This is a genomic window from Rhodoplanes sp. P11, assembly GCF_964266735.1.
Classification (GTDB): Bacteria; Pseudomonadota; Alphaproteobacteria; order Rhizobiales; family Xanthobacteraceae; genus Rhodoplanes; species Rhodoplanes serenus.
On sequence record NZ_CAXWGY010000001.1, the window covers coordinates 591,396 to 605,114 of the forward strand.

Below are 13,719 nucleotides of genomic sequence, written 5' to 3' on the forward strand. Positions count from 1 at the left end.
GCTCCCGATTCCGGCAGGCCGCGATGACCATGATCCGTCTCTATTTGCGTGCGCTGGCGCTGCTCGCGCCGGTCAAGCGCCTCGCCTGGACGCTGGCGGTCGCCAACCTGGCGCTCGCCGCCGCCCAGTTCGCCGAGCCGGTGCTGTTCGGCCGCGTCATCGACACCCTGTCCGGCGCACCGGCTGCGCCCGACGCCTTCCCGTGGTCGACGCTGATCGGCCTACTCGCGCTGTGGGCGGTGTTCGGCCTGTTCACCATCGGCTGCGGCACCCTGGTGGCGCTCTATGCCGACCGGCTCGCCCATCAGCAGCGCCAGGCGGTGCTACAGGACTATTTCGAGCACGTTCTCGGCCTGCCGCTCTCCTATCACGGCGCCACCCATTCGGGCCGGCTGATGAAGGTGATGCTGCAAGGCACCGATGCGCTGTTCGGCCTGTGGCTCGCCTTCTTCCGCGACAATCTCGCGGCCTTCGTGTCGTTCTTCGTGCTGCTGCCGCTGGCGCTGGTGCTCAACTGGCGGCTCGGCCTGCTGCTGCTCGCGCTGTGCGCCGTGTTCGCAGTGCTGACCGCCTTCGTGATGCGGCGGACCGAGGAGCTCCAGCGTCTCGTCGAGAGCAACTATTCGGAATTGGCCGAGCGCGCCTCCGACACCCTCGGCAATGTGGCGCTGGTGCACAGCTTCGCCCGCGTCGACGCCGAGGTGACCGGCCTTAAGACCGTCATCGACCGGCTGCTCGCGGCGCAGATCCCGGTGCTGTCGTGGTGGGCCATGGTGGCGGTGCTGACCCGCGCCTCCACCACCCTGACCCTGCTGGCGATCGTCGTTCTCGGCACTCTCCTGCATGTGCGCGGTCTCACCTCGGTGGGCGAGATCGTCACCTTCATGGGCTTCGCCACCATGCTGATCGCGCGGCTCCAGGACGCCGTGTGGTTCGTCAACCGGGTGTTCGCCGAGGCGCCGCGGCTGGCCGAGTTCTTCGAGGTGGCCGGCACCGTGCCGGCGATTCGCGACCGCCCCGACGCGATCGATCCCGGCCGGCTGACCGGCCTCGTCGAGTTCGACGACGTGTCGTTCTCCTACGACGGCAAGCGCCCGGCGGTGGCCGGCCTCACCGTGACGGCGCGGCCGGGCGAGACCATCGCGTTCGTCGGCTCGACCGGCGCCGGCAAGACCACGGCGCTGGCGCTTCTCCACCGCGCCTTCGATCCGCAGTCCGGATCGATCCGCATCGACGGCATCGACATCCGCACCATGAAGCTCGCGGCGCTGCGCCGGAACATCGGGGTCGTGTTCCAGGAGGGGCTGCTGTTCAACCGCTCGATCGCCGAGAACCTGCGCATCGGCAAGCCGGACGCGACCGAGGCCGAGCTGCGCGAGGCGGCGGCGCGCGCCCAGGCGCTCGACTTCATCGCCCGCACGCCGGGCGGCTTCGATGCCCGCGTCGGCGAGCGCGGCCGCAGCCTGTCGGGCGGCGAGCGTCAGCGTCTGTCGATCGCCCGGGCGCTGCTCAAGGAGCCGCCGATCCTGATCCTCGACGAGCCGACCTCGGCGCTCGACGCCCGGACCGAGACCAAGCTGATGGCGGCGCTCGACGAGGTGATGGCGGGCCGCACCACCTTCGTGATCGCCCACCGGCTCGCCACGGTGCGGCGGGCCGACCGCATCCTCCTGTTCGAGCAGGGGCGCGTCGTCGAGCAGGGCAGCTTCGACGAACTGATGGCCAAGGGCGGCCGCTTCGCCGAGCTGGCCCGCGACCAGTTCATCGCCGGTGCCACCGGATCGGCCGCCGAGACGGACGCCACCGCGGCGGCGGCCGGCCATCCGGGCTGAGACGGCGGCGCGCCAAGTACGTCGCGGCCGACGGGCCGGTGTGCGTCGGCCCGTCGGCGCCGTGGGGTGCTACACCAGCTTGCCCACATGGGCCTCCAGCAGCGCCCACGCCTTGGCGCCATAGATGCCCTTCCACTTGGCATAGAAGGCGCCGAGCGGCTTCTTGAAGCCGCTGACGTCGCACTGGTTGACGACCATGCCCTTGCTCTCGAGGATGCCGATCGCCGCGGCGGTCGCCCGCGCCACGTCCTCCCGCTGCGCCAGTGCGCTGATCCGCACGTTGCGCTCGACCACGGCCTTGAGATCGTCCGGCAGGCTTTTCCAGGCCGCCGCATTGGCCGTGAAGGTGAAGCCCGACCACCAGTGATTGGTCAGGCTGAGATAGGTCTGCACCTCGTAGAGCTTCATCAGCACGATCAGGAACAGCGGATCGGTCTGGGCGTCGCAGACCTTGTCCTTGAGCACCTGGTAGAGCTGGCTGAGCGGGAACTTCTTCGGGACGGCGCCGAGCGCCGCGAAGAAGTCGACCGTCATCTCCTGCACCGGCGTCCGCATGGTCATGCCGGCCAGATCCTCGACGGTGCGGATCGGCTTGGTGCTGGTGGTGAGATGATGGAAGCCGTTGTCGCCGCCCCAGCGGAATGCGTAGATGCCCTTGGCCAGAAGCTCGGCCCGGATATAGTCGCCGAGATCGCCGTCGAGCGCCTTGAACACCTCGGCCGGGCTCTTGAAGGTGAACGGCAGGCCCGGCATCTCGGTGACCGGCACGATGGGGCCGAGCACGTTGCCGGCATTGTACATCTCGATCTCGCCGCTTTGCAGCATGCCGAGCATCTTGGTGTCGGAGCCGAGCACCCCGCCGCCATGCATCGAGATGTCCAGGCGGCCGTTGGTCTCGGTCCGGACGCGGTCGGTCATCTCCTTGAGTCGGATGAAGTTCGGACTGTCGACCGGCTGGCTGAGGCCGAGCCGCCAACGGATATCGGCGGCGCGGGCGCGAGTGCCGATGAACACGGTCGCGGCGGTGCCGGCCAGAACGGCACGGCGGGACGGGCGGGTGGACGTGACGAGGTCGGTCATGGCATTCCCCGGTGGCTGGTGGTGGCGCGAGATCAGGGATGCGTCGGCGGGGGCGTCGGCGAGGTTTAGGACGGTGCGACGCGCCCGAAACGGTATCATGGCCCGTGATCGCCGAGCGATCCGGCGAAAACGCGGGTCTGGCCGGCGACCCTGGTATGAAGAGTGGTCCGGCGGAAGTGGTCGATCGCGCGGGAGGGAGCCAGGATGCCGAGAGCCATCGCGGTGCTGCCGGCCGGTGACGTCGCCGACGGCATGGTCGTCGATCGTGTCGTGCTGGATGCCGACGACCGTCACCGCCGCCGCGTGGCGATGACGGGCGAGGGGGGCACCGCCTTCTTGCTCGATCTGCCGCGCGCCGTGGCGCTGCGCGACGGCGACGGCCTGCGTCTCGAAGACGGTCGCATCGTGCGCGTGGTGGCGCGGCCGGAGCCGCTGGTCGAGATCACGGCGGAGAGCCCCGATGGGCTCGCCCGCCTCGCCTGGCACATCGGCAACCGCCATACCGCCATGCAGGTCGCGGGCGGGCGGTTGCGCATCCGCCGCGACCATGTGCTGGAGGCGATGCTGCGCGGCCTCGGCGCTACGCTCGCGGCCATCGAGGCGCCGTTCGATCCCGAGGCGGGCGCCTACGACCACGCGCCGTCCGAGCACGCGCATGCGGCGCATGGTCACCGTCATGCGGATCATCATCACGCCGATGATGATCACCCGCATGGCCAACCTCGGCATGGCCATCCGCATGACTGAGCCGCCCGCCGCAGACCCTGCCGCCGGCTCCGAGTCCGGCGCGGCCCTGTCCTCGGCCGGGCTGGTGCGGCTGCTCGCCTGGCTGTCGCCGTCGTTCCCGGTCGGATCGTTCGCTTACTCGGGCGGTCTCGAATGGGCCGTCGAGGCCGGCGACATCCGCGATGCCGAGACGCTGCGGCGCTGGCTCGTCGCGCTCCTCGCCGATGGCGGCGTGTTTTGCGATGCGGCGCTGTTCGCTCATGCGCATGCGGCGGAGTGCCGCGGCGATGCGGCGGCGCTCCATGCGGTCGCCGAGCTGGCGGCCGCGCTGGCGCCGTCGCGCGAGCGCTTCCTGGAGACGGTGACGCAGGGGCGCGCCTTCGTCACCGCGGTGCGGGCCGCCTGGCCGTGCGCGGCGCTCGATCGCCTCGCCGACTGGCCCGATGCGGCGATCGCCTATCCGGTCGCGGTCGCGGTGGCGGCGGCCGGGCACGGTGTCGCGGTCGGGCCGGCGCTGCACGGTTTCCTGCACGCCCTCGTCGCCAACCTGGTGTCGGCCGCGGTACGGCTGGTGCCGCTCGGCCAGACCGACGGCCTGCGGGTGCTGGCGGCGCTGGAGCCCGAGATCGCCGCGACGGCGGCGCGGGCGCTGGCGACGCCGCTCGATGCCATCGGCAGTGCCACGGTGCGGGCCGACATCGCCAGCATGCGGCACGAGACCCAGTACACGCGGCTGTTCCGGTCGTGATCGGCCCGACAGAGGAAAGGATCGACATGCGCAGTCCCAACGGACCCTTGCGGGTCGGCGTCGGCGGGCCGGTCGGCTCGGGCAAGACCGCGCTGATGGACACCCTGTGCAAGCGGCTGCGGGACAAGTTCGACATCGCCGCCATCACCAACGACATCTACACCAAGTGGGATGCCGAGTATCTGGTGCGGTCGGGGGCGCTGGCGCCGGAGCGCATCGCCGGGGTCGAGACCGGCGGCTGCCCGCACACGGCGATCCGCGAGGATGCCTCGATGAACCTCGCCGCCATCGCCGAGATGCGGGCGAAGTTCCCGGACCTCGATCTGGTGTTGGTCGAATCGGGTGGCGACAATCTCGCCGCCACCTTCTCGCCGGAGCTGGCCGACCTGACGATCTACGTGATCGATGTCGCGGCCGGCGAGAAGATTCCGTCCAAGGGTGGGCCCGGCATCACCCGCTCGGACCTGCTGGTGATCAACAAGATCGACCTCGCGCCCCATGTCGGTGCCTCGCTCGCCAACATGGAGCGGGATGCGCGGCGGATGCGCGGGGCGCGCCCCTTCGTGTTCACCAATCTGAAGACCGGCGAGGGCGTCGACACCATCGAGCGGTTCGTGATCGAGACCGGCGGGCTGGCCTGATTCCGGTCCAGCCGCAACGAGCGCCGCTCACCGCGACGACGCGCGCTCCGCTCATGCCCGCGTCAGCGGGCATCCAGTTCTCACGAGCCGAGGCCGTGCGCCTCGGCTCCTGGGTCCCCGCTGTCGCGGGGAGGCGCGGAGGAGAGGATGTCGGCGGACCAGAACGGCCGCATCACTTCGCGGCGTAAATCACCTCGCGGCGTAAGGCGAGATGCCGCGCTTGAGGAAGCCGCCGTCGCCCGGCTCGCCGAGGATCTTGCCCTCCTCGCACACCGGCTTGCCGCGCAGGATCGTCATCACCGGCCAGCCCGTCACCGCCAGGCCCTCGTAGGGCGTGTAGTCGCAGGCGCCGTGCATCAGCTCCTGCCGGATGGTCTCCTTGCGGTTGGGGTCCCACAGCACGATGTCGGCGTCGAAGCCGGGGGCGATCGAGCCCTTCTGCGGATAGAGGCCGTACATCTTGGCGTGGTTGGTCGAGGTCAGCGCCACGAACTCGTTCATGCCGATGCGGCCCTTGTCGACCCCGAGGCCCCACAGGATGGCCATCCGGGTCTCGACTCCGGGAATGCCGTTCGGCACCCACTTGAACGAGGTCCTCGCCTTCGGGCTGCGCTTGCCGTCGACGCCGTCCATGAACGGGCAGTGGTCGGACGAGAAGGTCTGGAACACGCCCTGCTGAAGGCCCTGCCAGATCGCCTCCTGGCTGGCATGGTCGCGCGGCGGCGGCGAGCAGACATACTTGCCGCCGCTCTCGTCCATGTTCAGGCCCTTCATGTCGTCGGCCGTGAGCGCGATGTATTGCGGGCAGGTCTCGCCGTAGATCTTGAGGCCGCGGGTCTGCGCCCAGCGGATCTGCTCCATCGCCTCGCGGCCGGAGACGTGGACGATCATGATCGGCACGTCGATCAGCTCCGCGTGGCTGATCGCCCGGTGGGCCGCCTCGCGCTCGACGATCTCGGGGCGCGACACGCCATGGTAGTAGGGGGCGGTCTTGCCGGCGCGCTCCAGCCGCTCGGTCATGAACTGGATGGCGTCGTAGCCTTCGGCATGGACCATCACCAGGGCGCGGCAGCCGCGGGCGCAGTCGAACACCTCGAGCAGCTCGCGGTCGTTCAGCACCATGTCCGCATAGGTCATGAAGACCTTGAAGGAGGTGTAGCCGTCGCCCACCATCGCCGGCAGCTCCTGGCCCAGCACCGACGGTGACGGATCGGTGATGATCAGGTGGAAGCCGTAGTCGGCGAAGCACTTGCCGTCGGCCTCCTTGTGGTAATCAGAGACGACAGCGCGCAGGCTGGCGCCGCGCGGCTGGGTGGCGAAGGGGATCACCGTGGTGGTGCCGCCGGCGATCGCCGAGCGGGTGCCGGTGAGGAAGTCGTCAGACATCTTGGGGCCGCCGAAGGTCGGCTGCGCCAGATGGACGTGGCTGTCGATGCCGCCCGGCATCACCAGGAGGCCGGAGGCGTCGATGCTGCGGGCGGCGCCCTCGATGCGGTCGGCGACCGCGGCGATGCGGCCGTTCCGGATGCCGACATCGGCCCGCACCGTGTCGCTCGCCGTCACCACGGTGCCGCCGCGGATGGAAAGGTCGAAATCGGGCATGGGAATCTCCGGATGCGGGACGAGAGCCGCGGCCGGCGTGCTGAAGGCGGCCGCGTGGACCGGCCGCGAGGCTTACTCCGATCCCCCTTCGGGTGCAACGAAGGGTGGCTCTGCGCCGGGAGCGGATCTTACCGTCGCCCCGTCGCCGCCGTCGCCCTCGCCGCCCAGGCGCGGCCCCCCCGATCCCCTACCGCCGGTCCCACTCGGCGATGCGGGCCAGCGCCTCGTTGTTGAGCGGCATGTCGACCGGCTCGTTGCGCTCCGCCGAGAGATCCGCCGCCGTGTAGGTCTCCATGACGAGCCGGGCATGCACCGGCTCCACCATCACGGGCCGATCGAGCAGGCAGCATTCCAGGAAATGGATGGTCTCCGGCCCGAGCTGGCCCGCATACATGTGGTCGACCTGCTCGCCCGGCATGGTCGACATCGGATAGCGGGTGCCGCCCTCCACCGTGTTGAGCCAGTTGTCCCGATAGGTGCTGTCGAGGATCAGGGCGCCCTCGGTGCCGGTGATCTCGATCCAGGTCGACGAGTAGTTCGGATAGCCGGGCGGCAGGTTCCAGCCGCCGCCCACCACCACCACGGCGCCGGTGTCCATGGTGATGGTGTTCCACATGCAGTCGTAGGAGCCGTTGAGCGGCTTCATCACCCCGTAGGCGCCCTGCGAGTAGACCCGCACGGGCTTGGCCGGCTCCAGCATCCAGAACACGAAGTCGAGGTCGTGGGTCGATTCCATCGCGGCCGGCGACAGCTTGGTGCGGCCGGCGATCTTCTTGCCGAGACTGCGGGTCAGATGCCGGCTCACCATCACGGACACGATGGTGCCCAGCCTGCCTTCGGCGATCTGCTTGCGCGCATAGGCGATCTTGGGATTGAACCGCTGCGAGTAGCCGATCGTGAACTTGACGCCGTTGCGCTTGGCCAGCGTGATCAGCTCGTCGGCCTCCCAGAACTCCAGCGAGATCGGCTTTTCCAGGAGCACATGCTTGCCGGCCTTGAGACAGTCGCGGGCGATCGGGAAGTGCGTCGGCTCCGGCGCCGTGCAGACATAGACGATGCGGATGTCGGGATTGCGGACGATGTCCTGATAGTCGAGGGTGGCGGTCGCCGGGCGGGTGAGCTGCCTCATCTCGGCGAGCCGGTCGGGCCGGATCTCGCAAATGTGCAGCCGGTCCACCAGGGCGGAGCGCGACAGCGTCTCGGCACGCATGCCGCCGATCCAGCCGGTGCCGATGACGGCGACGTCGACCTGCTTCATGGCGCATTTCCCCCGATTGTTTGTTCCGGCGGCGGGCAGGCCGAGAACGCTCGGAGCCGGACCGTCGGCGTGATTGGGCCGAGGCGCGCGGCCGAGCGCCGTCGCGGACGGACGGCGGGCCAAGCGTGGCGTCCCGGATCATCCACGAAGGTCGGAGGCTTGGGAAGGCGCGGGCAGGCCGTCGACGCCTGCCGCAAACGCCTAGGTGTCCTGCACGGAACGCTTGGCCGCGGCGCTCTCGGCGAGCGCCCGGAAATGACCCGTGCGCTGGAGCCAGGCGAGCAGCACCAGGCTCGGGATGGCGGCCACCGCGCTGAGCAGGAAGAACGTCACCCAGCCGGATGCCTCCGCCACGTAGCCGGCCCCGGCCGACAGATAGGTGCGGCCGATGGCGGCGAGCGCGGTCAGCAGGGCATATTGTGTCGCGGTGTGCAACGGGCTGTGGCACAGCGCCGACAAATAGGCGACGAACACCACGGTGCCGATGGCGGCGGTGAAGTTCTCGACGATGATCGACACCGTCAGCGCCCACAGCTTGACGCCCACCACCGCCTGCCAGGCGAACACCAGGTTGGAGCCGCTCTGGAGCAGCGCCCCGATCCACATCGCCGTGACCAGCGGATAGGCGCGCGCCAGCGTGCCGCCGACGAAGCCGCCGACCAGCGTGGCGGCCAGCCCGACGCCTTTGACGATCGCGGCATAGTCGTTGCGCGAGAAGCCGAGATCGATCACGAAGGGCGCCGTCATGGCGCCCGCGAAGGCGTCGCAGAACTTGAAGAAGACCACGAAGGCGAGGATCAGCGCGGCGTTCTCGCGGGTCAGGAACTCCGAGAAGGCGCCGACCGCGGCGGCCGTCACGCGCCGCAGCGGGCTGCCGACCGCATGCGCCGGATCATGCATGGCCCGTGCCGAGGCGGCGGGCTCGGTGGCGACGAGCGTCGTCACGATGCCGATGGCGACGAGGCCCGCCATGGTGACGTAGCCCCAGGTCCAGGCGGCGGCCTTGCCCAGCCCGGCCGCCTCGAAGCCCGAGACCAGGAACAGCGCGCCTGCCGTCGAGGCCAGCATGCCGATCCGGTAGGCCGCCACATAGGAGGCCATGCCGGCCGCCTGCTCGTTCTCGGGCAGGCTCTCGACCCGGAAGGCGTCGATGACGATGTCCTGGGTGGCCGAGGCGGCGGCGACCAGCAGCGCCCCGAGGGCGACCAGCCCGGGCGCCTTGGCCGGATCGCACAGCGCCAGCCCCACGATGGCGGCGATCAGCAGAAGCTGGGTGAGCACCAGCCAGCCGCGGCGGCGGCCGAGCAGGCGCGACAGCACCGGCACGTCGAGGGCATCGACCACCGGCGCCCAGGCGAATTTCAGCGTGTAGGGGGTGCCGACCAGGGCGAACAGCCCGATGGTGCCGAGATCGACGCCGGTCTCCCGCATCCACACCAGGAGGGTCGAGCCCGACAGGGCGAGCGGCAGCCCGGCCGAGAAGCCGAGGAACATGACGATCAGCACCCGCGGCCGCAGATAAACCGTGATGGTCTCGACGAAGGACGGGCGGGACGGCGCCGCGCCGGCGGGGCCGGCGAGGGGGGCCGGCCCGGCGGATTCGGCGGGGGTGGCGGACGTGGCGGGGGTGGGTGGCGTCATGGTCCCCGTATGGGTGATCGGCGGATTCGGCACAAGCGCGGGGGCGAGACTGGTGGTCGATCGGGTCATTTTCGGGCCGGCGGACCCTGGCGTCGCCGAGAGAATTCCGAAAATCGTCGCGATGCCCGACAGGCCCGGTTGATCCTTCAGGAAAAACCAGCCGCTCGGCCGACGCGCGTTAGCGGAGCGGTCACCAGGGTGTGCTGCACTCCGGCATTCTCATCGGGGTGACCGTCATGCGCAGCATCCTGGTTTTCGCGCTCTTGGCCCTCGGCCTCGCCGCCCTCGTGCCGCGGCTTTATCTCGACACGGCGCCGCGCCCGCAGCCGGCCGCCGCGGCCGTCCCGGCCGCCGCCCCCGTCGCGGCGCCGGCCGCCTCGGCCTATCGTACCCTGGTGCTCAAGCGCGACGAGCGCGGCCATTTCCAGGTCGACGGCCGGCTCGACGGCCGCCGCATGTCGTTCCTGGTCGACACCGGCGCCTCGGTGATCGCGCTGCGCGCCAGCGAGGCCGCCCGCCTCGGCATCCGGCCGGCGGGGCGCGACTTCACCGCGAAGGTGTCCACCGCCAACGGCAGCGTGATGGCGGCCCCGGCCGAGATCGGCCGGGTCGAGATCGGTGACATCGTGGTCAGCCGGGTCGCCGCCCTGGTGCTGCCCGACGAGGCGCTGGGCCAGAACCTGCTCGGCATGTCGTTCCTGTCGCGCATCCGCTTCGAGCACCGCAACGGCCGGCTGATCCTGGAGCAATAGGCGGACCCGCCCGGCCGGCGCAGGAAAAATCCCCCGCGTGCCAAACCGGAACGGGGGCGGTAGATTGGCCGCCATTTCCGCCGGACCCGCGTCCGCCCCGATCCAGGAACCGCCGCATGACGACGTCTCCCCTCGCCGGCAAGCCCGCTCCCGCGGAGCTGCTGGTCGACCTCGCCCGTCTCGAACGCGCCTATTACGAGACGCGGCCCGATCTCGACGACCCGAGCCAGAAGGTCGCCTTCGGCACCTCGGGCCACCGCGGCTCTTCGCTCGCCGGCTCCTTCAACGAGGCCCACATCGTGGCGGTGACGCAGGCGATCTGCGAGTACCGCGCCGCGCAAGGGACCGACGGCCCGCTCTATCTCGGCAAGGACACCCACGCGCTGTCCGGCCCGGCCGAGCGCAGCGCCCTCGAGGTGCTGGCCGCCAACGGCGTCACCGCGGTGATCCAGGAGCGCGACGGCTACACCCCGACCCCGGTGATCTCGCGCGCCATCCTGGTCCACAACCGCGGCCGGCGCGAGCACCTCGCCGACGGCATCGTGGTGACGCCCTCGCACAATCCGCCCGAGGACGGCGGCTTCAAGTACAACCCGCCGCACGGTGGCCCGGCCGACACCGACGCCACCAAATGGATCGAGGCGCGCGCCAACGCGCTCTTGCGCGACGGCAACCGCGACGTGAAGCGTATGCCGCTCGACCGCGCCATGAAGGCCGAGACCACCCGGCCGCAGGACTTCGTGCGGCCCTATGTGGACGACCTCGACAGTGTCGTCGACATGGCGGCCATCAAGGCGGCGGGACTCAAGCTCGCGGTCGATCCGCTCGGCGGCGCCGGCCTGCCCTACTGGGAGCCGATCAACGCCCGCTGGGGCGTCGGCATCGACATCGTCAACAAGGCGGTCGATTTCCAGTTCGCCTTCATGACGGTCGACCACGACGGCAAGATCCGGATGGACTGCTCCAGCCCGCACGCCATGGCGAGCCTGGTCGGCCTGAAGGACAAGTATCAGGTGGCGTTCGCCAACGACACCGACGCCGACCGCCACGGCATCGTGGTGCCCTCGGTCGGGCTGATGAACCCGAACCACTACCTCGCGGTGGCGATCCGCTATCTCTTGACCCACCGGCCCGGCTGGCCGGCCGGTGCGGCGGTGGGCAAGACGCTGGTGTCGTCCAGCATGATCGACCGCGTGGTCGGCAAGCTCGGCCGCCGGCTGGCCGAGGTGCCGGTCGGCTTCAAGTGGTTCGTTGCCGGGCTCGTCGACGGCTCGTACTGCTTCGGCGGCGAGGAGAGCGCCGGGGCGAGCTTCCTGCGCCGCGACGGCACCACCTGGACCACCGACAAGGACGGGCTGATCATGGATCTGCTCGCGGCCGAGATCACCGCCGTCACCGGCCGGGACCCGGGCGAGCACTACAAGGCGCTGACCGAGGAGTTCGGCGCGCCGCTCTACACCCGTATCGATGCCGCCGCGACGCCCGACGAGAAGGCCCAGCTCGGCAAGCTGTCGCCCGCCGCCGTGACGGCCAGCACGCTCGCCGGCGACGCCATCACGGCCAAGCTCACCAACGCGCCCGGCAACGGCGCCGCCATCGGCGGCCTCAAGGTCGAGACGGCGAGCGGCTGGTTCGCGGCGCGTCCCTCCGGCACCGAGAACATCTACAAGATCTACGCCGAGAGTTTTCGCGATCAGGCGCATCTCGCGGCCATCGTCGGCGAGGCGAAGGCGATCGTCGGCGCCGCGCTGGCGGGCGGAAGCACGGCCTCTGTCGGCTGATACGGCGCCCGTGTCCCGGGCGCGGCGCAGCACGGCGCTGAGCGTCGCGCTGCGCCTGCGTCCGCGACGCGATTCTCGTTCATGAGGTGATCATGTTTCCCACGCCCGTCGCGGCTCTGTCGCCGAACACCTACGCCTACGAGTCGCAGCCGCTGGTGAAGCCGACCGGCTTCCGCGAGTACGATGCGCGCTGGCTGTTCGAGCGCGAGATCAACCTGATGGGCGTGCAGGCCCTCGGCATGGGCCTCGGCACGCTGATCCGCCGGGCGGGTGTTCCCCCCGCCATCGTCACCGGGCACGACTTCCGCAGCTACTCGGCGTCGATCAAGATGGCGCTCGTCTCCGGCCTGATGGCGAGCGGCTGTACCGTCCACGACATCGGCCTCGCCATCACGCCGATGGCCTATTTCGCCCAGTTCGATCTCGACGTGCCGTGCGTCGCCATGGTGACGGCCTCGCACAACGACAATGGCTGGACCGGCGTCAAGATGGGGATGGCGCGGCCGCTCACCTTCGGTCCCGACGAGATGGCGCGGCTGAAGGAGATCGTGCTGGCCGCCGATTTTGATCTCGCTGGCGGCGGCAGCTATCGCTTCGTCGAGAATTTTCCGGCACGCTACATCGCGGATCTCACGAACCGCGCGCCGCTGACGCGCAACCTCAAGGTGGTGTGCGCCTGCGGCAACGGCACGGCGGGCGCCTTCGCGCCGGCGATCCTGACGAAGATCGGCTGCGAGGTGGTGCCGCTCGACACCGATCTCGACTTCACCTTCCCGCGCTACAATCCGAACCCCGAAGATTTGGAGATGCTGCACGCCATCCGCGACGCCGTGCTGGCGAGCGGCGCCGATCTCGGCTTCGGCTTCGACGGCGACGGCGACCGCTGCGGCGTGATCGACGACACTGGAGAAGAGATCTTCGCCGACAAGGTCGGCGTCATGCTGGCGCGCGACATCTCGGCCCGCCACGCGAACGCGCGCTTCGTGGTCGACGTCAAGTCCACCGGCCTGTTCGCCACCGACCCGGTGCTGATCGAGAATGGCGCCGTGACGGAATATTGGAAGACCGGCCACTCCTACATGAAGCGGCGCACCCACGAGCTCGGCGCGCTGGTCGGGTTCGAGAAGTCCGGGCACTTCTTCTTCAACACGCCGTTCGGCCGCGGCTACGACGACGGTTTGGTGTCGGCGATCGCCATCTGCGACATGCTCGACCGCAATCCGGACAAGCGCATGTCGGAGCTGAAGGACGCGCTGCCGAAGACGTGGTCGTCGCCGACCATGTCGCCGCATTGCGCCGACGAGACCAAGTACGGCGTCGTCGACGCGGTGGTGAAGCACTTCACCGAGGCGCAGGCGACGGGAGCGCCGGTGGCGGGCCAGACGATCCGCGACCTCGTCACCGTCAACGGCATTCGCGTCACCGTCGCGGACGGCACCTGGGGGCTGGTGCGCGCCTCCTCCAACAAGCCCGAGCTGGTGGTGGTGGTGGAGAGCCCGGTGTCGGAGACCCGCATGCGCGAGATGTTCGCCGCGGTCGACGCGGTGCTGCGCACCCATCCGGAGGTCGGCGCCTACAACCAGACGATCTGATACGCGCAGTTGCGGCGTTTGTCTCTGAAGGAAACGCCCCTCACCCGGATCGCTTCGCGCTCCGAC

11 protein-coding genes are annotated in these 13,719 nt (G+C 69.9%); 7 read left to right on the forward strand and 4 right to left on the reverse strand.

Annotated elements, in window-relative coordinates; genetic code table 11:
- Nucleotides 1-23 precede the first annotated feature (23 nt).
- Entirely contained in the window at nucleotides 24-1,832 is a 1,809-nt protein-coding gene (locus ACFQUV_RS02680) for a glucan ABC transporter ATP-binding protein/ permease (RefSeq protein WP_129611073.1), read from the forward strand.
- 69 nt (nucleotides 1,833-1,901) lie between these two features.
- Here ACFQUV_RS02680 and ACFQUV_RS02685 read toward each other — a convergent pair whose 3' ends face one another.
- Nucleotides 1,902-2,912: a TRAP transporter substrate-binding protein gene (locus tag ACFQUV_RS02685; RefSeq protein ID WP_129611072.1), complete on the reverse strand. Its 1,011-nt coding sequence runs from the start codon at nucleotides 2,910-2,912 to the stop codon at nucleotides 1,902-1,904.
- A 204-nt stretch (nucleotides 2,913-3,116) separates the two neighbouring features.
- On the opposite strand from ACFQUV_RS02685, the gene ureE reads away from it, so the two are divergent.
- Genes ureE through ureG form a run of 3 tightly spaced genes read left to right on the forward strand, consistent with a single transcriptional unit; the run spans nucleotide 3,117 to nucleotide 5,027 of the window.
- Complete coding sequence (gene ureE / locus ACFQUV_RS02690; RefSeq protein WP_244601724.1) at nucleotides 3,117-3,659, forward strand: urease accessory protein UreE; 543 nt, start codon at nucleotides 3,117-3,119, stop codon at nucleotides 3,657-3,659.
- The gene (locus tag ACFQUV_RS02695) at nucleotides 3,640-4,386 is read left to right on the forward strand and encodes an urease accessory protein UreF (protein WP_371851737.1); all 747 of its coding nucleotides are present in this window, start codon (nucleotides 3,640-3,642) and stop codon (nucleotides 4,384-4,386) included. Before ureE ends, ACFQUV_RS02695 begins: the two co-directional genes overlap by 20 nt.
- A 26-nt stretch (nucleotides 4,387-4,412) precedes the next feature.
- Nucleotides 4,413-5,027 (forward strand): urease accessory protein UreG, encoded by a 615-nt coding sequence (gene ureG / locus ACFQUV_RS02700; protein ID WP_129611071.1) that lies wholly within the window; start codon nucleotides 4,413-4,415, stop codon nucleotides 5,025-5,027.
- Nucleotides 5,028-5,216: 189 nt separating this feature from the next.
- On the opposite strand, the gene hydA is transcribed toward ureG, so the two are convergent.
- From hydA to ACFQUV_RS02715, 3 genes are all read right to left on the reverse strand, one after another.
- A complete protein-coding gene (gene hydA / locus ACFQUV_RS02705; RefSeq protein ID WP_129611070.1) occupies nucleotides 5,217-6,629 on the reverse strand; it encodes a dihydropyrimidinase in 1,413 nt (470 codons plus the stop codon).
- Between the two features lie 187 nt (nucleotides 6,630-6,816).
- Nucleotides 6,817-7,887 carry a Gfo/Idh/MocA family protein gene (locus ACFQUV_RS02710; protein WP_111384253.1) on the reverse strand — a complete coding sequence of 357 codons (1,071 nt, stop codon included), beginning with the start codon at nucleotides 7,885-7,887 and terminating at the stop codon, nucleotides 6,817-6,819.
- 201 nt (nucleotides 7,888-8,088) lie between these two features.
- Nucleotides 8,089-9,528, reverse strand: coding sequence for an AmpG family muropeptide MFS transporter (locus tag ACFQUV_RS02715; protein WP_378394106.1), 1,440 nt, complete (start codon nucleotides 9,526-9,528; stop codon nucleotides 8,089-8,091).
- Between the two features lie 236 nt (nucleotides 9,529-9,764).
- Between ACFQUV_RS02715 and ACFQUV_RS02720 the strand changes: the two genes are divergently transcribed.
- The 3 genes from ACFQUV_RS02720 to ACFQUV_RS02730 all read left to right on the forward strand — a co-directional run bounded on the left by ACFQUV_RS02720 (nucleotide 9,765) and on the right by ACFQUV_RS02730 (nucleotide 13,653).
- Nucleotides 9,765-10,280: a TIGR02281 family clan AA aspartic protease gene (locus tag ACFQUV_RS02720; protein ID WP_129607934.1), complete on the forward strand. Its 516-nt coding sequence runs from the start codon at nucleotides 9,765-9,767 to the stop codon at nucleotides 10,278-10,280.
- Between the two features lie 116 nt (nucleotides 10,281-10,396).
- On the forward strand, nucleotides 10,397-12,061 hold the full coding sequence (pgm, locus tag ACFQUV_RS02725) for a phosphoglucomutase (alpha-D-glucose-1,6-bisphosphate-dependent) (RefSeq protein WP_129607935.1): 1,665 nt from the start codon (nucleotides 10,397-10,399) through the stop codon (nucleotides 12,059-12,061).
- Nucleotides 12,062-12,153: 92 nt separating this feature from the next.
- Nucleotides 12,154-13,653, forward strand: coding sequence for a phosphomannomutase/phosphoglucomutase (locus ACFQUV_RS02730; RefSeq protein ID WP_129607936.1), 1,500 nt, complete (start codon nucleotides 12,154-12,156; stop codon nucleotides 13,651-13,653).
- Nucleotides 13,654-13,719 lie beyond the last annotated feature (66 nt).

Excerpts from the sequence above, each read along its gene's own strand:
- ACFQUV_RS02680 (WP_129611073.1), top strand. The coding sequence starts at position 24 with ATGACCATGATCCGTCTCTATTTGCGTGCGCTGGCGCTGCTCGCGCCG.
- ACFQUV_RS02685 (WP_129611072.1), bottom strand. The coding sequence starts at position 2,912 with ATGACCGACCTCGTCACGTCCACCCGCCCGTCCCGCCGTGCCGTTCTG.
- ureE (WP_244601724.1), top strand. The coding sequence starts at position 3,117 with ATGCCGAGAGCCATCGCGGTGCTGCCGGCCGGTGACGTCGCCGACGGC.
- ACFQUV_RS02695 (WP_371851737.1), top strand. The coding sequence starts at position 3,640 with ATGGCCATCCGCATGACTGAGCCGCCCGCCGCAGACCCTGCCGCCGGC.
- ureG (WP_129611071.1), top strand. The coding sequence starts at position 4,413 with ATGCGCAGTCCCAACGGACCCTTGCGGGTCGGCGTCGGCGGGCCGGTC.
- hydA (WP_129611070.1), bottom strand. The coding sequence starts at position 6,629 with ATGCCCGATTTCGACCTTTCCATCCGCGGCGGCACCGTGGTGACGGCG.
- ACFQUV_RS02710 (WP_111384253.1), bottom strand. The coding sequence starts at position 7,887 with ATGAAGCAGGTCGACGTCGCCGTCATCGGCACCGGCTGGATCGGCGGC.
- ACFQUV_RS02715 (WP_378394106.1), bottom strand. The coding sequence starts at position 9,528 with ATGACGCCACCCACCCCCGCCACGTCCGCCACCCCCGCCGAATCCGCC.
- ACFQUV_RS02720 (WP_129607934.1), top strand. The coding sequence starts at position 9,765 with ATGCGCAGCATCCTGGTTTTCGCGCTCTTGGCCCTCGGCCTCGCCGCC.
- pgm (WP_129607935.1), top strand. The coding sequence starts at position 10,397 with ATGACGACGTCTCCCCTCGCCGGCAAGCCCGCTCCCGCGGAGCTGCTG.
- ACFQUV_RS02730 (WP_129607936.1), top strand. The coding sequence starts at position 12,154 with ATGTTTCCCACGCCCGTCGCGGCTCTGTCGCCGAACACCTACGCCTAC.